At 68.6% G+C, this 18,593-nt stretch carries 17 protein-coding genes and 1 tRNA gene; 10 read left to right on the top strand and 8 right to left on the bottom strand.

The genetic code is table 11. The annotated features are described in order from the left end of the window. A partial coding sequence (locus QH270_RS11255; protein ID WP_280340720.1) for a (Fe-S)-binding protein occupies nt 1-1,380 on the bottom strand: 1,380 nt, incomplete at its 3' end. A 450-nt stretch (nt 1,381-1,830) separates the two neighbouring features. Between QH270_RS11255 and ligD the strand changes: the two genes are divergently transcribed. Further along, complete coding sequence (ligD, locus tag QH270_RS11250; RefSeq protein ID WP_280340725.1) at nt 1,831-2,781, top strand: non-homologous end-joining DNA ligase; 951 nt, start codon at nt 1,831-1,833, stop codon at nt 2,779-2,781. A 21-nt stretch (nt 2,782-2,802) separates the two neighbouring features. Here ligD and QH270_RS11245 read toward each other — a convergent pair. The 4 genes from QH270_RS11245 to QH270_RS11230 form a co-directional block, all read right to left on the bottom strand. After that, nucleotides 2,803-2,874 (bottom strand) — tRNA-Val (locus QH270_RS11245). Between the two features lie 31 nt (nt 2,875-2,905). After that, nucleotides 2,906-3,370: a peroxiredoxin gene (locus QH270_RS11240; RefSeq protein ID WP_232997584.1), complete on the bottom strand. Its 465-nt coding sequence runs from the start codon at nt 3,368-3,370 to the stop codon at nt 2,906-2,908. A gap of 73 nt (nt 3,371-3,443) precedes the next feature. Beyond that, the gene (locus QH270_RS11235) at nt 3,444-3,866 is read right to left on the bottom strand and encodes a DUF3052 domain-containing protein (protein WP_110040240.1); all 423 of its coding nucleotides are present in this window, start codon (nt 3,864-3,866) and stop codon (nt 3,444-3,446) included. A 117-nt stretch (nt 3,867-3,983) separates the two neighbouring features. Next, nucleotides 3,984-4,541, bottom strand: coding sequence for a hypothetical protein (locus QH270_RS11230; protein WP_280340716.1), 558 nt, complete (start codon nt 4,539-4,541; stop codon nt 3,984-3,986). 288 nt (nt 4,542-4,829) lie between these two features. On the opposite strand from QH270_RS11230, the gene aceE reads away from it, so the two are divergent. The 6 genes from aceE (at nt 4,830) to QH270_RS11200 (ending at nt 13,312) form a co-directional block, all read left to right on the top strand. Continuing rightward, nucleotides 4,830-7,721: a pyruvate dehydrogenase (acetyl-transferring), homodimeric type gene (aceE, locus tag QH270_RS11225; protein WP_280340714.1), complete on the top strand. Its 2,892-nt coding sequence runs from the start codon at nt 4,830-4,832 to the stop codon at nt 7,719-7,721. Nucleotides 7,722-7,765: 44 nt separating this feature from the next. Then, nucleotides 7,766-9,070: a PucR family transcriptional regulator gene (locus QH270_RS11220; RefSeq protein ID WP_280340722.1), complete on the top strand. Its 1,305-nt coding sequence runs from the start codon at nt 7,766-7,768 to the stop codon at nt 9,068-9,070. A gap of 127 nt (nt 9,071-9,197) precedes the next feature. Next, complete coding sequence (locus QH270_RS11215) at nt 9,198-10,112, top strand: ACP S-malonyltransferase (RefSeq protein ID WP_280340713.1); 915 nt, start codon at nt 9,198-9,200, stop codon at nt 10,110-10,112. A gap of 81 nt (nt 10,113-10,193) precedes the next feature. Beyond that, a complete protein-coding gene (gene acpM / locus QH270_RS11210) occupies nt 10,194-10,493 on the top strand; it encodes a meromycolate extension acyl carrier protein AcpM (RefSeq protein ID WP_019046010.1) in 300 nt (99 codons plus the stop codon). Between the two features lie 10 nt (nt 10,494-10,503). Continuing rightward, a complete protein-coding gene (locus QH270_RS11205; RefSeq protein ID WP_280220929.1) occupies nt 10,504-11,754 on the top strand; it encodes a KasA/KasB family beta-ketoacyl-ACP synthase in 1,251 nt (416 codons plus the stop codon). Between the two features lie 127 nt (nt 11,755-11,881). Next, nucleotides 11,882-13,312 carry an acyl-CoA carboxylase subunit beta gene (locus tag QH270_RS11200; protein WP_110040244.1) on the top strand — a complete coding sequence of 477 codons (1,431 nt, stop codon included), beginning with the start codon at nt 11,882-11,884 and terminating at the stop codon, nt 13,310-13,312. 554 nt (nt 13,313-13,866) lie between these two features. Here the strand turns inward: QH270_RS11200 and QH270_RS11195 are convergent. Then, nucleotides 13,867-14,235, bottom strand: coding sequence for a VOC family protein (locus QH270_RS11195; protein ID WP_280340712.1), 369 nt, complete (start codon nt 14,233-14,235; stop codon nt 13,867-13,869). A 63-nt stretch (nt 14,236-14,298) separates the two neighbouring features. Between QH270_RS11195 and QH270_RS11190 the strand changes: the two genes are divergently transcribed. Both QH270_RS11190 and QH270_RS11185 read left to right on the top strand, forming a co-directional pair. Next, nucleotides 14,299-14,751 carry a MarR family winged helix-turn-helix transcriptional regulator gene (locus QH270_RS11190; RefSeq protein ID WP_280340711.1) on the top strand — a complete coding sequence of 151 codons (453 nt, stop codon included), beginning with the start codon at nt 14,299-14,301 and terminating at the stop codon, nt 14,749-14,751. 59 nt (nt 14,752-14,810) lie between these two features. Further along, on the top strand, nt 14,811-15,275 hold the full coding sequence (locus QH270_RS11185) for a winged helix-turn-helix transcriptional regulator (protein WP_280340709.1): 465 nt from the start codon (nt 14,811-14,813) through the stop codon (nt 15,273-15,275). 28 nt (nt 15,276-15,303) lie between these two features. Here QH270_RS11185 and QH270_RS11180 read toward each other — a convergent pair whose 3' ends face one another. Both QH270_RS11180 and QH270_RS11175 read right to left on the bottom strand, forming a co-directional pair. After that, nucleotides 15,304-15,999 (bottom strand): nitroreductase, encoded by a 696-nt coding sequence (locus tag QH270_RS11180; RefSeq protein ID WP_280340707.1) that lies wholly within the window; start codon nt 15,997-15,999, stop codon nt 15,304-15,306. A gap of 118 nt (nt 16,000-16,117) precedes the next feature. Beyond that, nucleotides 16,118-17,947, bottom strand: coding sequence for a vWA domain-containing protein (locus tag QH270_RS11175; RefSeq protein WP_280340706.1), 1,830 nt, complete (start codon nt 17,945-17,947; stop codon nt 16,118-16,120). 208 nt (nt 17,948-18,155) lie between these two features. Here QH270_RS11175 and QH270_RS11170 point away from each other — a divergent pair. Further along, the coding region (locus tag QH270_RS11170) for an N-6 DNA methylase (protein ID WP_280340705.1) at nt 18,156-18,593 on the top strand (438 nt) is incomplete at its 3' end.

Raw genomic sequence — 18,593 nt, 5'->3', positions numbered from 1 at the left:
GAACAGGTATTCGTAGCCGTCGAAGCTGTCGGCGTCCTGGCCGAAGACGGGGATGTCGAAGTCGACTTCCTTGATCCAGTTCAGGCGGTCCTTGGAGTTCTGGCCCCAGGGGTTGCCCTTGTTCTCGAGGTTCTTGAACAGGCCGGCCAGCTCGGAGGGGAACTCCGACTCGATGAGCACCTGGTAGCGGCGCATGTCGATGATGTGGTCGACGTGTTCGATATCGACCGGGCACTGCTCGACACAGGCCCCGCAGGTGGTGCACGACCACAGGACTTCGGGGTCGATGACGCCGTGGACGTCCTCGGCACCGATCAGCGGACGCTCCGCCTCGGCGATCTCGGCCGGCTTCGCCTCGTCTCCGGCGAGCAGATACGGCGCCTTCGCATAGGTGTGGTCGCGCAGCGACATGATCAACAGCTTGGGTGACAACGGCTTTCCGGTGTTCCAGGCGGGGCACTGCGACTGGCAGCGACCGCACTCGGTGCAGGTGGTGAAGTCCAGCAAGCCTTTCCAGGTGAAGTCCTCGACCCTGCCGACTCCGAAGGTGTCGGAGTCGGGGTCGGCATTCTCCATGTCGAGGACCTTGCCGTCGGACATCATCGGCTTGGCCGCGCCGAGGGCGACGCCGCCGTCGGCCTCACGCTTGAAGTAGATATTGAAGAAGGCCGAAATCCGGTGCCACGCAACACCCCACGTGAGCTTGCGGCCGAGCAGGTACAGGAAAGCCGCGCCCGCGAGCATCTTGACGAACGCGAACACCGAGATCATCAGGGGACTCGCCGGCAGCAGGCGGGCGACCTGCATGGTGACGAGGTCGGTCGACAGGTGCCCGCCGCCGTAGGTCGCGATCTTGCCGGCTTTCACCAGGACATCGCCCAGCCCGTGGATGAGCACGATCGTCTCGATGAGATACGCCGCGACGAAGTTCGACCCACCGAACCGGGACAGTCGCTCGGGACGCCGCGGGTGATTCAGCTGCCGGATGCCGATCAGCACCACGATGCCGATGATGGTGGCGAGGCTGAGAATCTCCTCCAGCAGGTGGTAGCCGAAGGTGTCACCGATGATCGGCCAGCCGAACTCCGGATCGAACGTCTGCCCGTAGGACTCGAAGTAGAAGACCATCCCGAGCAGGAACCCGATCATCACCAGCCAGTGCGCCCAGCCGACGGTTCGGAACTTGTTCATCCGAGTGTGCGCGACGACCTCGATGACCACCGTTTTCGCCCGTGGTAGGAAGGGGCGAAGCCGGGCGTGGTCGGGTCGGCCCGCGCGGAGGACTCGGATCATCCGGGCGACCCCGAGGACGAGCGTCCCCCAGGACAGCAGGGTGATGACGGCGCCGATGATCCCGAGGGTGATCGTGGCAGTGGACATTGTGCGGCCCCCCGTGCGGTAAGTCGTCGGCCGGCAAGACATGTTACCGGCCAGTAACTTGATGTTGAATTGCCAAGCTACCACTCGATCGAACGGGGCGGAAGACCCGATTGCGCCATGGCGCGCGCCGGGCCGCGATCCTCGACCGGATATGAACGCGTTGAGAATTTCGAAAGGTGCCCGACCTACGTTGGTGGGGTGTTGAACGAAAGAGTCGCTCCTGCAGCGGAAATCGCATCCGGGCGCCGGAGGTCGCGGCGTCGTCGTCGGACCGATGGTGGGTACGAAGACGGGGGCATGGGGGTCGAGGTGGTCGGCACCGTGCTCGTCGAGGGCGCGGGGGCGGTGGCCCGCCTGATCGGGCGGGTGCTGTCCGGGATCGTGCAGGCACTCACGTGAGGGTGCGACGGGTCTACCCTTGATCTTGTGGGTCTGGCGGTGCCGGCACCGATGCTGGCCAAACCCGGACGGCCGCCCCGGCCGCCAGGGCGGTGGAGCGCGGAGATGAAGTGGGACGGTGTCCGCGCGGTCGCCCGGTGTACCGCCGACGGTGTCAGTCTGTGGAGCCGGAACCTGCGCGAGATCAGCGGCTCCTATCCCGAGGTCGTCAGCGCGCTGACCGAGATGACCGCCGGTCGCGCCATGCTGCTGGACGGCGAGCTCGTCGCGCCCGATGAGCGGGGCGCCCCCTCGTTCGCGCGGCTGCAGCGGCGAATGCACGTCCAGCGTCCCCTGCCCGCGTTGATCGCCGAGGTGCGCGTGGACTATCTCGCGTTCGACCTGCTTGCCCTCGACGACGACATCCTGTTCGCGGATCCGTACTCGTCCCGGCGGGTGGAACTCACGGCGATACGGATCGATGACGGTGCGCGCGTTCGTGTTCCGCCGAACTGGTCACTGGCCGACACCGACGCCGAGCAGCTGCTGCGCGCGGCCGCGGAGACCGGGCTGGAGGGCATCGTCAGCAAGCGCGACGATTCGAGCTACGAGCCGGGCCGCCGTTCGTCGGCCTGGATCAAGACGGTGCTGCGGGCCACCACCGAGGCCGTCATCGTCGGCGCGGTCCCCGGCACCGGTCCCAACGCCGCCACCTTCGGCGGCCTCGTCCTGGCCGGGCACACCCCGGAAGGGCACCTGCACTGCATCGGTGGGGTGGGGACCGGCTTCACCACCGAGGCCCGCCGCAGCATCCGCGCCGCACTCGAGGAAGTCCGTCGCGAGACCAGCCCACTGGACGATCCGCCGCCGCCGACGGTGACGCGGGCGGCCTGGTGGGTCGAACCGGTCTTCGTGGCCGACATCGAATACCGCGAGATCAGCGGCGACGGCCTGCTGCGACACCCGAGCTTCCGCGGGATCCGCACCGACAAGACTCCCGACGAAGTCGGCCTGCCGGGGTGAGACCCCGGGCCGCTCGTACTGTGGGCGCAGAGGGGATCGAACCCCCGACCGCTGGTGTGTAAAACCAGTGCTCTACCGCTGAGCTATACGCCCGAGTCCCGCCGGGAGTACCGGCGGGATCGGTCTATGAATCTAGCGCGGCGAGGGCTTTCTCCCAAGCCGCCTGGTCACGGGCTTCTCCGGGGCCGTTCATCTCGGCGAAAGTGATGTAGCCGGCCTTGTCGATGACGAAGGTGCCGCGGTTGGGGTAACCGGACTTGTCGTTGAAGACGTCGTAGGCCTGGGTGACGGCGCCGTGCGGCCAGAAGTCCGACAGCAGCGGGAACAGGTAGCCCTGTTCGGCCGCCCAGATCTTGTGGGTGGGTGGTGGGCCGACGGAGATCGCGAGGATCTCGGCGTCGTCGTTCTGGAACTTGGGCAGCTCGTCGCGCACCTTGCACAGCTCACCCTGGCAGATGCCGGTGAAGGCGAGCGGATAGAACACCAGCAGGACGTTCTTCTTGCCGCGGTAGTCCGACAGCGTGACGGGCTGGTTGTTCTGATCCTTGAGCGTGAAGTCCGGCGCGAGAGTGCCAACCTCTAGCGGCATAGGGCGAATCCTCCGTCGTGTCGGGTCTCAGCCGAGCGTTCTCGTCCGGCTGAGACCTTAGCGAACGGCGAATTCAGCGCTGTTTGGACGGTGCCTTCGGCTGGACCAGGCGGGAGCCCGTCCAGCTGCCGAGACTGATGGTCGAGGTCTGGGTCAGGCCGGCCGTAGGCGCGGCTTCGGCGATCTCGCTCGGATCGACATGGCCCGAGTGACCGGTCTTGGGGGTGAGTACCCAGATGAAGCCCTCATCCGACAGCGGGCCGATGGCGTCCATCAGCTCGTCGGCCAGATCGCCATCACCTTCTCGCCACCACAACAGGACCGCGTCCACGACCTCGTCGGAGTCCTCATCGACCATCTCGCCGCCGCTGACCTCCTCGATCTCGGCGCGCAAGTCGTCGTCGGTGTCCTCGTCCCAGCCCAATTCCTGAACGACCAAGCCGTGAGAAATGCCAAGCTTCTGAGCGTAGTTCTGCGCGTCCGCCGCGGCGACCACGGTGGTGTCCTCCCTAAACTGCCGACAATAGATAGGTGCAAGCGAACATGGTTATCGGCCGCAGCGCAAGCCGATCGGATGAATTGGGACCGTATGCCGCGTGTCGGCGGGACGAATTCAGCGGCTCGAGCAGGCGTCATGCACATCGGTGCGCGCCTTGTTGATCTTTCGGCTGGCGTCGTTGAGCTTGGCCACCTGGGAGGTGTAGGTCATCTTCCTGGTCTCGGCGGACAGTTCGCGCGCCGCGACGACATAGGCGGTGAACTTCTCGGCGAGCTCGGGCGGCAGCGCGCCCGCGGCCGCGGTGACGCCGGTCTCCACCTTGGTCGCGGCGTTGTCCAGGGTGCTCGCCGCGGCCTCGCGCTTGTCGGCGTAGTCGGGGGCGTTGCGGTCGTGCGCGGTGACGAAGTCGTTGTAGGCGGTCACCCCGGCACCCGTGGTGGTGGGGAACTGGGTGCAGTTGTCGGTGATCGCCTTGGCCTGCGCGGCGGCCGCCTTCGAGGACGCGGCGGCCGAGGACGACGCGGCGGCGGAGGTCTTGTACGCCGCGACCTCGGCGGCGTCGGTGGTCGCGGTGCCGGGCACCTGCTTGCCGCAGCCCGCCACCACCAGACCGGCGGCTACGGCGACGGTGGCACAGGCCAGCCCGAAGCGGCGCGCGTCCAGCACCCTCATCGTCGTCGGATCCCTCTCATCCCGCTCCTGCGCTTCCCCTGCCGAACTTAGTGGATCCTCGCCGACCGTGGTCCGCGGCGGCAACCCGGGGTGGTGGGGCCGCGTTCAGCGCGCCGACTTCGGTTTATACCGCTCAGTACCTGCCTGGAGAGGATGACCTGCGCCACCTTTTCGGTAAGGATGGGGGTGCGCCCGAAACGTTCGTGACGGGTGGCCCGCACACCTAGCGGGCAGGCCCGGGGATAGCGACGCCAACAAGCAGTTCAGCCCCCTGTACGAGGAGCAGATTTGACCGACCTGATCCACCCTGTGTCAGCGAATTCCGCGAACGAACCCGCCGCGGCGGCACCCGCCGCGGGCAGCGACGCCACCAGAACGTCCGGTGAGCGCGTCCGGGTGATCCGCGAGGGAGTGGCGTCGTATCTTCCCGATATCGACCCCGAGGAGACCAGCGAATGGCTGGAATCCTTCGACGACATGCTCGATCGCGAAGGCCCCGGCCGCGCCCGCTATCTGATGTTGCGGCTGCTCGAGCGCGCGGGCGAGCGTCGGGTGTCGATTCCCGCGCTCACCTCCACCGACTACGTCAACACCATCCCCACCGAGAACGAGCCCTGGTTCCCCGGTGACGAGGAGGTCGAGCGCCGCTACCGCGCCTGGATCCGGTGGAACGCCGCGATCATGGTGCACCGCGCGCAGCGCCCCGGCATCGGCGTCGGCGGCCACATCTCCACCTACGCGTCCTCGGCGGCGCTCTACGAGGTGGGCTTCAACCACTTCTTCCGCGGCAAGGACCACCCCGGCGGCGGCGACAGCATCTACATCCAGGGCCACGCCTCGCCCGGCATCTACGCCCGCGGGTACCTGGAGGGCCGCCTCAGCGCCGAGCGCCTCGACGGCTTCCGCCAGGAGTACAGCCACGGCGGACCCGGCCACGGCCTGCCGTCCTACCCGCACCCGCGCTTGATGCCGGACTTCTGGGAGTTCCCGACGGTGTCGATGGGCCTGGGCCCGATGAACGCCATCTACCAGGCGCGGTTCAACCACTACCTGCACGACCGCGGCATCAAGGACACCTCCGACCAGCACGTCTGGGCCTTCCTCGGCGACGGCGAGATGGACGAGCCCGAATCGCGCGGCCTGATCCAGGTGGCCGCCAACGAGGCGCTGGACAACCTGACCTTCGTCATCAACTGCAACCTGCAGCGGCTCGACGGCCCGGTGCGCGGCAACGGCAAGATCATCCAGGAGCTGGAGTCGTTCTTCCGCGGCGCGGGCTGGAACGTGATCAAGGTGGTCTGGGGTCGCGAGTGGGACGCGCTGCTCGGCGCCGATCGGGACGGCGCCCTGGTCAACCTGATGAACACCACCCCCGACGGTGACTTCCAGACCTACAAGGCCAACGACGGCGCCTACGTGCGCGATCACTTCTTCGGTCGCGACCCGCGCACCAAGGCGCTGGTGCAGAACATGTCCGACAGCGAGATCTGGAATCTCAAGCGCGGCGGCCACGACTACCGCAAGGTCTACGCGGCCTACGCGGCGGCGATGGCGCACAAGGGCCAGCCGACGGTGATCCTGGCCAAGACGATCAAGGGCTACACCCTCGGCAAGCACTTCGAGGGCCGCAACGCCACCCACCAGATGAAGAAGCTGGCGCTGCAGGACCTCAAGGACTTCCGCGATCTGCAGCGCATCCCGATCACGGACGCGGAGCTGGAGAAGGATCCGTACCTGCCGCCGTACTACCACCCCGGCATGGACAATCCGGCCATCCAGTACATGCTGAGCCGCCGTCAGGCCCTCGGCGGTTTCGTGCCCGAGCGCCGCTCGGTCGCCAAGCCGCTGACGCTGCCCGGCGACGAGGCCTACCGCTCGGTGCGCAAGGGTTCGGGCAAGCAGAAGGTCGCCACCACCATGGCGCTGGTGCGACTGGTCAAGGAACTGCTGCGGGACAAGGAGATCGGCAAGCGGATCGTGCCGATCATTCCCGACGAGGCCCGCACCTTCGGCATGGACTCGTGGTTCCCGACGCTGAAGATCTACAACCGCAACGGTCAGCTCTACACCTCGGTCGACGCGGAACTGATGCTCGCCTACAAGGAGAGCGCCGTCGGGCAGATCCTGCACGAGGGCATCAACGAGGCGGGGTCCACCGCGTCGTTCACCGCGGTCGGCACCTCGTACGCCACGCACGGCGAGCCGATGATCCCGCTCTACATCTTCTATTCGATGTTCGGGTTCCAGCGCACCGGCGACGGCCTGTGGGCCGCGGCCGACCAGCTGGCCCGCGGGTTCGTGCTCGGCGCGACGGCAGGGCGCACCACCCTCACCGGTGAGGGCCTGCAGCACAACGACGGGCACTCGCTGCTGCTGGCCTCGACGAACCCGGCCGTGGTGACCTACGACCCGGCGTTCTCCTTCGAGATCGCCCACATCATGCGCGACGGTCTGCGCCGGATGTACGGCGGCGGGACGCCCGAGCAGGGCCAGCTGCCCGGCACCAACCCGCCGGAGGACGGCGCGTTCGCCGGGGAGAACATCTTCTACTACATCACCCTCTACAACGAGCCGTACCAGCAGCCTGCCGAGCCGGAGGGCATCGATGTGGCCGGGCTGCTCAAGGGCCTGTACCTGTACCAGGCCGGTGGCGAGGGTGAGGTGCGCGCGCAGATCCTGGTCTCCGGTGTCACCGTGCCCGACGGCCTGCGCGCCCAGGAGATCCTGGCGCAGGAGTGGGGCGTCGCCGCCGACGTGTGGTCGGTGACCTCCTTCGGCGAGCTGCGCAAGGAGGCGCTGGACAAGGAGATCCAGGCGCTCAAGCATCCCGACACCGATCCGGGCGTGCCCTACGTCACCCAGGCGCTGGCGGCGGCCCGCGGACCCGTCGTGGCCGCCACCGACTGGATGCGCGCGGTGCCCGACCAGATCCGGCAGTGGGTGCCGGGCGACTACATCACCCTCGGCACCGACGGGTTCGGCTTCTCCGACACCCGTCCGGCCGCGCGCCGGGTGTTCAACGTCGACGCCCAGTCGATCGTGGTCGCCGTGCTCGAGGGCCTGGTCAAGGACGGCACGCTGGACAAGTCGAAGGCGGTGGAAGCGGCGGCGAAGTATCGCATCGACGACGTGTCCGCCGCGCCGAAGCCGAGTGCGGACGCGGCCGAGGAACTCGCGTAGCGGACGATAGGACTGTGGAGCGCAAACCGCCGCGGCCCCGTCGGATCACCGAGGGCACCAGCGAACACGAGGTCTATCTGCCGACCGGGGCACTGTCCCCGAATCGGCAGACTCGTGATCCGCTGCCCGACACGCTGCTCAAGCGGGTCAAGCAGTTCTCGGGCCGGCTGTCCACCGAGGCGGTGGGGTCGATGCAGGATCGGCTGCCGTTCTTCGCCGATCTGGACGCCGCGCAGCGCGCGGGTGTGCAGATGCTGGTGCAGACGGCGGTCGTGAACTTCCTGGAGTGGTTGCAGGATCCCGACTCCGATATCCGCTTCAGCCTGGACGCGTTCCAGGTGATCCCACAGGATCTGGCGCGGCGGCTCACGCTGCGCCAGACCGTGGACATGGTGCGGGTGGCCATGGACTTCTTCGAGCAGTGGCTGCCCGCGCTGGCGCGCAACGACCGTCAGCTGGTGGCGCTCACCGAGGCGGTGCTGCGATACGGGCGTGAGCTCGGTTTCGCGGCCGCCTCGGTGTACGCCAGCGCGGCCGAGTCGCGCGGCGCGTGGGACACCCGCCTGGAGGCGCTGGTGGTCGACGCGGTGGTCCGCGGGGACACGGGCCCGGACATGCTCTCGCGGGCGGCCACGTTGAACTGGGACGCCACCGCGCCCGCCACGGTGCTCGTCGGTACCCCGCCCGCCGATCAGGGCGTCTCGACGGTCGGCGCGGTGCACACGATCGCGACCAGGCACGGCAGGGCCGCGCTGGCGGTGGTGCAGGGCGCCCGGCTGGTGATGGTGGTCAGCGGGCACCTCGGCGGGGAGTCGGGGATCGCCTCGCCGTTCCTGACGGATCTGCTGGCCGATGTGTTCTCGGACGGCCCGGTGGTGATCGGCCCGACCATGCGCACCCTGGGCGCCGCGCACGCCAGCGCGATCGAGGCGCTGGCCGGGATGGAGGCCGTCGTGGGCTGGCGCGGCGCGCCAAGGCCCGTTCACGCGTCGGAATTGCTGCCCGAACGCGCCCTGCTGGGCGATAGAGCTGCGATAGAGGCGCTGAACGAGTATCTTGTGCTCCCGTTGGCTGCTGCCGGATCTTCGTTATCCGACACACTCGACGCCTACCTGGATTGTGGCGGAGCAGTAGAAACATGCGCGCGTCAGCTGTACGTCCATCCAAATACCGTTCGGTACCGACTCAAACGAATCGGTGAGATCACCGGGCGTGATCCCATGAATCCCCGAGACGCTTATGTGCTCCGGATCGCGGCGACAGTGGGTCGTTTGACACGAACCCATAACGAATCGTCACCCCCCGTCACAGAAACCCCGCCTTCCCCAGTGGGCTTCGAGCCCCTGTAACGAGATCGGGGAATCGGTCGATCGGGACACCCCACCTCGGATTTTGTGGGACCCCTACAAAACGCGCTCGCAAGCTTCATTCGCGCCGACATCTCTTGCGGCGGGGGTCACAGTGTTTTCTTAGGGAGTGATCGCGTTGTTCACCCCTGGACAGGGGTCCCAGACACCCGGCATGCTCGCGCCCTGGCTCGCCCTTCCCGGTGCGACCGACCGCCTCGAGCTGTGGTCGAAGGCCGCCGGCCTCGACCTGGTCCGTCTCGGTACCACCGCGACGGCCGAGGAGATCGTCGATACCGCGGTGACCCAGCCGCTCGTCGTCGCCGCCGCCCTGCTGGCGTTCGCCGAAATCGCCCCAGAGACGATTCCGGCGGATACCATCGTCGCCGGACACTCGGTCGGTGAATTCGCCGCCGCCGCTGTCGCCGGCGTCATCACCGCCGACGAGGCGGTCAGCCTGGCCGCCATCCGCGGCCGGGAGATGGCCAAGGCGTGCGCGTTGCAGCCGACCGGCATGTCCGCGGTGCTCGGTGGTGACGAAGCCACCGTGCTCGCACGGCTCGCCGAACTCGATCTCGTCCCGGCCAACCGCAACGCGGTCGGCCAGATCGTGGCGGCGGGCAGCATGGAAGCTCTGGCGGAGCTCGCCGCGAACCCGCCGGAGAAGGCACGGGTCCGCGCATTGCCCGTCGCCGGTGCGTTCCACACCGCTTTCATGGCCCCGGCCCAGGCTGCTGTCGCCGATGCCATCGCTCAGATCTCGCCGAGCGACCCGATCCGGACGCTGCTGTCGAACTTCGACGGCAAGCCGGTCACCTCGGGCGCCGACGCGATCGACAAGCTCGCGGCTCAGGTCACCCGCCCCGTGCGCTGGGACCTGTGCACCGAGACCGTCCGCGCGGCGGGTGTGTCGGCCGTGGCCGAACTGCCTCCGGCGGGCACCCTCGTCGGAATCGCCAAACGGGAACTGAAGGGCACGCCGAACCTGGCGCTGAAGACCCCCGAAGACCTCCCCGCGTTGGCCGAGCTGACCATCTCCGGCTAGCTTTCCCCCCGGCGGTCGCGCACGACGAGGTGCGAGACCGTTTCAGACCCTACAAACGAGAACAAGAAGGGAGCCACCAAAGTGGCCGCTCTGACCCAGGAACAGATCGTCGAAGAACTCGGCAAGATCATCGAAGAGGTTACGGGTATCGAACCCTCCGAGGTGACCATCGAGAAGTCCTTCGTCGACGACCTGGACATCGACTCGCTGTCCATGGTCGAGATCGCTGTGCAGACCGAGGACAAGTACGGCGTCAAGATCCCCGACGAGGATCTCGCCAGCCTGAAGACCGTGGGTGACGCCGTCTCCTACATCCAGAAGCTCGAGGCGGAGAACTCCGACGCCGCCGCGGAGCTCAAGGCCAAGTTCGACGCCGAGTAGGGCTGAACCAGTGACCACTCCTTCCACCTTGAACGGGAATTTCCCCAACGTCGTCGTCACCAGCATGGCGGCGACCACGTCGATCGCGGGTGATGTCGATGCGACGTGGAAGGGACTCCTCAACGGTGAGAGCGGAATCGACGTTCTCGAGGATTCCTTCATCGAGGAATACGACCTGCCGGTGCGCATCGGCGGTCACCTGAAAGTCAGCCCCGACACCCTCCTGAGCCGGGTCGAGATCCGCCGTATGGCGTATGTCGAGCGCCTGGCGACCGTCCTCGGTCGCGAGGTGTGGAAGAACGCGGGCAGCCCGGAGGTCGACCACGACCGCCTGGGCGTCGCGATCGGCACCGGCCTCGGTGGCGGCGACGCGCTGATCGACTCGGTCGACAAGCTGAAGAACGGTGGCTATCGCAAGATCTCGCCGCTGGCTGTTCAGATGGTCATGCCGAACGGTCCGTCGGCCGTCGTCGGTCTCGAGCTGAAGGCCAGGGCGGGAGTGGTCACTCCGGTCTCGGCGTGCTCGTCGGGTTCGGAAGCCATCGCCAACGCGTGGCGGATGATCGTGATGGGTGACGCCGACATGGTCGTCACCGGCGGCGTCGAGGGTTTCATCGACTCCGTGCCGATCGCGGCGTTCTCCATGATGCGGGCGATGAGCACGCGCAACGACGATCCCAAGGGTGCTTCGCGTCCGTTCGACAAGGATCGTGACGGTTTCGTCTTCGGCGAGGCCGGCGCGCTCATGACGATCGAGACCGAGGAGCACGCGAAGGCTCGCGGTGCCACCATCCACGCGCGCCTGCTCGGCGCCGGTATCACCTCCGACGGCTTCCACCTGGTGGCGCCCGATCCCGAGGGCACCGGTGCGGCCAGGGCGATGACCCGCGCGATGCAGACCGCCGGTCTGTCCAAGCAGGACATCACCCACATCAACGCCCACGCGACCGCGACCCCCATCGGCGACACCGCCGAGGCGAACGCGATCAACAAGGCTGTGGGCAACCACGCTTCGGTGTACGCGCCGAAGTCGGCGCTCGGCCACTCGATCGGTGCCGTCGGCGCGCTCGAGTCCGTGCTCACCGTGCTGGCCATCCGGGACGGAGTCGTCCCGCCGACGCTGAACCTGGACAACCAGGATCCGGAGATCGATCTCGACGTGGTGCACGGGCAGGCCCGGCACCAGGAAATCGAGTACGCGATCAACAACTCCTTCGGCTTCGGTGGGCACAATGTCGCGCTCGCCTTCGGTCGGGCCTAGCCGCGCCGATCGAAGAAGCTCCACGATCCCCGGTGGGGTCGCCCAACTGAATGGGTCGGCCCCACCGGTGTTTTCGGTATACGAGCCGCGGCAGCGGCATGAATCTCAACGAAGGTAGGAGGATGCGATGACGATCATTGCTCCCGCGTTCAACGACGCGACGACCGATCCGCGTGACCCCCTCGGTCGGCTCCAGCGATTCTTCGATCCCGGTACCGTGCTGCCGCTGCACCCCCGTGACAAGTCCGGCGTCCTTGCCGCGATCGGCGAGGTCGACGGCGTTCGTACCGTGGCCTACTGCTCCGACGCGACCGTCATGGGTGGCGCGATGGGGGTGGCGGGCTGCAAGCACATCGTCGACGCGATCGACACCGCCATCGAATCGGGCATTCCCGTTGTCGGCCTGTGGCATTCCGGCGGGGCGCGCCTGGCCGAGGGTGTCGAGGCGCTGCACGCGGTGGGCCTGGTCTTCGAGGCGATGGTCCGCGCGTCCGGCCTGGTACCGCAGATCTCGGTGGTGCTCGGCTTCGCCGCCGGCGGCGCCGCCTACGGGCCCGCGCTCACCGACGTCGTCATCATGGCTCCCGAGGGCCGTGTCTTCGTCACCGGTCCGGACGTGGTGCGTTCGGTGACCGGCGAGAACGTCGACATGGAGACGCTCGGCGGGCCGACCACACACTTCAAGAAGTCCGGCGTGTGCCACATCGCCGCCGACGACGAGGCCGACGCGATGCACCGCGCCCGGCGCCTCGTGTCGATGTTCGCCGAGCAGGGCGAATTCGACCTGGTCGCGGCCGAGCACGGCGACGTCGACCTGAAGGCGATGCTGCCGGAGTCGGCCAAGCGCGCCTACGACGTGAAGCCGATCATCCACGAGCTGCTCGACAACGTCGACGGCGAGTCCTCGTTCGAGGAACTGCAGGGTGGTTACGCCCGCAGCATGGTCGTCGGGCTCGGGCGCCTCGGTGGGCGCACGGTCGGCGTGCTCGCCAACAATCCGTTGCGTCTGGGCGGCTGCCTGAACTCCGAAAGCGCCGAGAAGGCTTCGCGTTTCGTGCGCCTGTGCGACGCGTTCGGCATTCCGCTGGTGGTCGTCACCGACGTGCCCGGCTACCTGCCCGGCGTCGGCCAGGAGCTCGAGGGCGTGGTGCGCCGCGGCGCGAAGCTGCTGCACGCCTTCGCCGAGGCCCGCGTCCCGCGCGTCACCCTGGTGACCCGCAAGATCTACGGCGGCGCCTACATCGCGATGAACGCCCGCGCGCTCGGCGCGACCGCCGTCTACGCCTGGCCCGGTTCCGAGGTCGCCGTGATGGGTGCCAAGGCCGCGGTCGGCATCCTGCACAAGAAGGCCCTCGCCGCCGCGCCCGAGGACGAGCGCGAAGCCCTGCACGAGCGCCTCACCGCCGAACACGAGAAGATCGCCGGCGGCGTCGAACGCGCCGTCGCCATCGGCGTCGTCGACGAGGTCATCGACCCCGCCAAGACCCGCAGCATCATCGCCGCCGCCCTCGCCTCGGCCCCGGCCCGCAAGAGCCACCACAAGAACATCCCACTCTGATCCGACGATTTTCGGCCGCCGCGACCCCTCGAAACCGGGAGGTGCGGCGGCCGTTTCGCTGTCATCACCACCGCCGACCGCTTCGGACCGAGGAAATGTCGGTCCGTGGGCGCGGCACCGGTGGCGAAAACTCACGTGCGGTCCCGTGTGCTGGTGCGTAGCGTGGCCGCCGCATGGAGAGAACGGGGGATCGATGGGCAGGCGGAGTCCGCAGGAGAAGAAGGCGCTCAGTTACGCCAGGGATCGGCGGAATGTGTACGGGGAGAACGACAAGAGCTCGCGGAAGAACATCGCGCGGAACAAGCGGATCCGGAATCGGATCGACCGGCGGGAGTGCCAGGGGCTGAGGGCCGCGGTCGGGCCGGTGCGGTGGGAGCTCGCGGAGGCGAGTGAGCTCGCGGTGTGGGAGAGCCGGTCGCATTCGTGGTATCGGGGGTGGCGGAAGCGGCCGGATGTGCCGCTGGGTGAGGTCGTGGAGTGGAAGCTGCAGCGTCGGGTTCGAAGGGCCGCCGCGTCGGCGAGCTGCCAGGGATAGTGGCGGCCCTTCGGGTCGGTCAGGCGCGGTCGTGCAGGGTGATTCGGTAGCCGTCCGGGTCGGCGAAGGTGAAGGTGCGGCCGAAGGGGCCGTCGACGGGTGGGGTGACGATGGGGTGGCCATCGGCGGCCAGGGCGTCGTGGATGGCTTGGACGTCGGTGGCGTGCAGCCAGATCGCGGCGCCGATGCCGGGGTGCGGGGCGGAGGTGAGGTCGGTGCCCGGGACGAGGTCGCGGAGCGCGAAGGCGATCGGTTTGGTGTCGAAGACGACGGCGTGCGGCGGGCCGGTCTGCGCGCGGACGAGGCCGAGGTACTGCTCGTAGAACGCCCGCGACGCGTCGAGGTCGCGTGTTTGGAGCGAGAGGAAGTCGGGGCCGGTGACGGGCATGCTGATGCTCCTGTTCTCTGTGTCAGTTTTCTGACATGACGCAAACTATGTCAGAATGCTGACATGAGTCAAGACGGCGTCGACCTGGAGACGTCACTGGGATACCTGCTCAAGGAGGCGTCGAGCGCGCTGCGTGTCGCCATGGAGGAGGTGTTGCGGCCGCTGGGGATGAGCATTACGCACTACTCGTGCCTGGAGCTGCTGGCACAACGGCCCGGCCTGTCGAACTCCGAGCTGGCGCGGGGCGCGTTCGTGACGCGGCAGACGATGAACGTGCTGCTCCAGGCGCTGGAGCGGGACGGTTACGTGACCAGGCCCGAGGCCGCGCCCGTCGGGAAGGTGCTGCCAACCCGGCTCACTCCGCGCGGCAGGCGCAGCCTCGAGAAGGCTACGGTGGCGGTCCGGTCCGTCGAGGTCAGAATGCTGGCAGACATGACCGAGTCGGAGCGAGCGGACGCGTTCCGGATCCTGCGCGGCATGATCCACGCCCTGCGGGGCGCCGACGACGGCGCGTAGCAGCGCGTCACCCGCGCGGGTGAGGTCGCGCCGACTGGAGCTGCGCGCATAATGGCAGGGTGCGCTATGAGGAACTCGCCGACGTCCCGTGTTCGATCACGCGGCCGTTGGTGATCTTCGGGGATCGGTGGACATTGCTGATCCTCAAGTACTGCTTCACCGGGGTGCGGCGGTTCAACGCGTTCCAGAGCGCGCTGGGGATTTCGCGGAGCCGGCTGGGGGATCGGCTCGATCGGTTGATCGAGCACGAGATCCTGGAGAAGCGGCCCGCGAAAGACGGCGCCTACGAGGAGTACCGCCTCACGGAGAAGGGGCACGCCATCTACCCGATCCTGATGGCGATCCGCGACTGGGGTGACACCTACATGGCGCCGGACGGGCCGCCGGTCGAATACCGTCACCGTGACTGCACGGGCGAAGCCCACACCCACCTGACCTGTGATGTCTGTGACGCCTCCCTCACCGCGCGCGACATCACCCCCGAACCGGGGCCGGGAATGACCTCCGCCCCGCGCTCCGCCTGATCCCCGACGGATGGTCCGCGCGACTCGGTCAGCTCGTGTGCCAGATGATCTGCTCGGCGAGGGGCGCCCGGGCGGTGCGGAAGGCGTTGACGGGGTGGTCGAGGTCGGGGTATCCGAACGAGACGCCGAAGACGACCTTCCGGTGGTCGGGGAGGTCGAAGTACTCACGCAGGAACGGGGCATAGGAGGCGAGGGCGGCCTGCGGGGCCGCGCCGAGGCCGAGGGCTTGGGCGCCGAGCAGGAAGTTCTCCAGCCACAGCCCGCAGTCGACGGCGCCGTAGACGCCGAGATCGGCTTCGGAGGTGACGATCGCGACGTGCGGCGCGTCGAAGAACTCGAAGTTGCGCAGCATCTGGCGCATGGTCTTCTCGTGGTCGCCCTTGGCGATGCCGACGCTGTCGTAGAGCTGGAACCCGCACGCGCGCCTGCGGTCGCGATACACGCCGGCGTACTGCGCGGGGAACTCGAAATCCGGTGCGGTGCCGCTGGTCTGGACGTGGGCGAGCAGTTCCTTGCGGAGCCGGTCGGTGCCCTCGCCGCTGGTCACCACGACCTGCCACGGCTGGGTGTTGCACCACGACGGGGTGCGCTGGGCCAGATTCAGCACCTGTTCGATCGTCGCCCGGTCGACCTCGTCGGGCCGGAATTGCCTACAGGTCCACCGCTGCTCGGCCAGGCGCCGCAGGGCCGCGAAATCGTCGGTGTCGTGATCGGTCGGCCGCATCGCCGGGCTCCCTTGCTGAATGGAGATCTAGTCTCATTTTGAGACCAGGCTAGCAGCCGGGCCGGAAACACGGAACCCGCCCGCGGCGCCGAGCCGCGGGCGGGTTCGCCGGTCCAGGTCAGGCGCGGCGCCGGGCGATGACCCAGATCGCGGCACCGATGCCGAGCAGTGCCACCACGCCGACACCGATCCCGGCGAAAACCGGCCACGGCGTGCCCGCCTCCGAACCTTCCACGGCGACAGCCCTGTCGCTCGTCGGCTCCGACTGCTCACCGAGTACGTCGCCGCCGCCGCTCGCGTAGACCGGACCGGCTTCCTTGTCGCCCACGACCGTCAAATCGAGCTCGACGGGAGTCGGCGGCATGGCCGTGGCGCCGCTGGGCAGCCCGACCTTGACCGCGAGGTAGTACCACCCGGCCACCGACTGGCGCCGTACCTCGGAGTCGTTCGCGTCGCGGTTCGCGTACCGGACCGGCACCGTCGACAGCGTCAGATCGGTGGTGGTCCGGCCGGTGTAGGCGGTGGTGTCGGAGTCGATCTCGCGGCCGAGTGGGGAGTACAGCGTGGTCTCCACGTTCGTGGCGGAGGTGTACCCGGCGCCGCCGGTCTCGCCGAAGCGCACCCGGTAGGCCATGCCCTGTCCCCAGTCCAGGCGCACCTTGTAGAAGACGTACTCGCCGGATCGCATGGTGTCGGTGTACTTTCCGCTGCCGTCGAGCTCCGCCGCGACCGTGAACGAGCCGCCGCCGCTGACCGGCTCGGGCGCACCCGCCGGATCGCTGAACGCGACCGGAGCGCCGACCGCCGACGGGCCGGGATCGGTGACCCCGGGCTCGATGCCGACGAGGATCTCGATCGGCAGCCGCTCCGGCGCGCCCTGCGGGGCCAGGTCCCAGGCGAGTTCGAAGTAGTAGCGGCCCGCGCCCTTGCACGGTCCCGAGTCCGCGGCCGCCGCACCCTCGAAGGTGTGGCCGACGGTGAGCGCGACCCCGTCGCTCGTGCGGGTCTCGAGCTCGCGCTCCCTGACCCCGCAGTCGGTGCCCTCGCGCCCGTGGACGCGCAGGTCCATGGCCGCCATGTCGTCGGTGATCGAGACGTCGGCGGCGCGCGGGAAGGACACGATCCCGGTGAAGTACGCCGTCGCGCCGGCCGGCACGTCGACGGCGTAGATCCGCTTCTCCCGCTGACCGATGGTGTCGAGGTACTGGCCCGGCGTCGCCACCGGCGCGGTGTGGTACTCGGCGGTGCCGGTGATCGGCGTGCCGGTCGCCTGGTAGTTGCGCAGCGCGGCCGAGCTGACCCTGGGCAGAATGCGTTCCAGCGCGGCGCCGTCGGCGGCGTCGCTGTAGGTGCCGCCCGTCGCCTGTGCCAGGCAGGTGAGCTGGGCGCGGGCCTTCTCGTCGACGGCGAATCCGATCGAATGCACGACCAGATCCACCCCCTTCTGTTTCAGTTCCGCGGCGACCTCGCACGGGTCGGGCGGCGCGCAGGTGTCGTCACCGTCGGAGACGAGCACGATCGACCGAGGGCCCTGCGCGGGCAGCGCCGCCGCGGCCTGACGCAGGGCCGTGCCCATCGGGGTCCAGCCGCGCGCGGTGATCCCGTCGACCGCGGCGGTGAGCGCGGGCTTGTCGATCGTGTCCGGCTGCCGCAGTACCTGGACGTCGCGGCAGCCCGCGGCCTTGTCCGCCTCGTCGTTGCTGGTGCCGGTGCCGTAGGTGGTGAGCCCGACCGAGGACTCGGCCGGCGCCGACTCGACGAACGAGCGCACCGCCCGCTTCGCGGAATCCATCATGGTGCCGCCCTGATCGGGGCGTTGCATGGAGCCCGACGCGTCCAGGATGAGCATGGTCGGCGCGTACTGCGGGGTCTCCGCCCGCGCCGTGGCGGGCAGCAGCGACAGTGCCGCGGCGGCCACGACCGCCGTCAGCGTGGTGAATCTCGACATCGTCCTCGTTCTCGGTACATCACACGATGAAATCCGAACGACGTTACCGAGCGCCGGGATCGCACTCCACCGAAGTCGCGGTGGCGCAACCCACGGTTTGAAACAGGCATGGCGTCGCCGCTGGTCAGCCGGGTCGACCGGCAGCCGTCTCGCGTCCGTGCCTCGCGCCTGCGCCGCCTCGGCGACCTCGCGGGGCACAATCGAGCCCATGGCTTCGCAGGCCCGCGACGCGCACGAGCGCAAACGGCACGGCAGGCATTACACGCCGCCCGAGCTCGCGCGATTCCTGGCGCGCCGGGCGCTGGCGCACGCGCCACGCGGCGGTGAACTGCGGGTCCTCGACCCGGCCTGCGGGGACGGAGAACTCCTGCTGGCAGTGCGCCGGGAGGCCCCACCGGATGTCACGGTACGGCTCACCGGCTATGACCTGGACCGGCACGCGGTCGTCGAGACCCCCCCCCGCCCCGGGGGCCCCCCGGGGGGGGAGGCTTTGGCCCCCCGGGTTTTTAAAGGGGGGCACGCGCCCCCGGAGCGCCGGGCGGCTTGGGTGTGTGGCTTGCCCGACGCGCGGGCGCGCGACCACTACGGCAGGCCGTTTCTGGTGCTGGCGACACGGGCCGTGGACGAGGCCGCCGACCAGGAATAC

The sequence above is a fragment of the Nocardia neocaledoniensis genome (assembly GCF_029868625.1).
Taxonomy (GTDB): Bacteria; Actinomycetota; Actinomycetes; order Mycobacteriales; family Mycobacteriaceae; genus Nocardia; species Nocardia neocaledoniensis_A.
The sequence above is the reverse complement of the archived record's forward strand: the minus strand, read 5'-3'. Positions and strand labels throughout refer to the sequence as shown.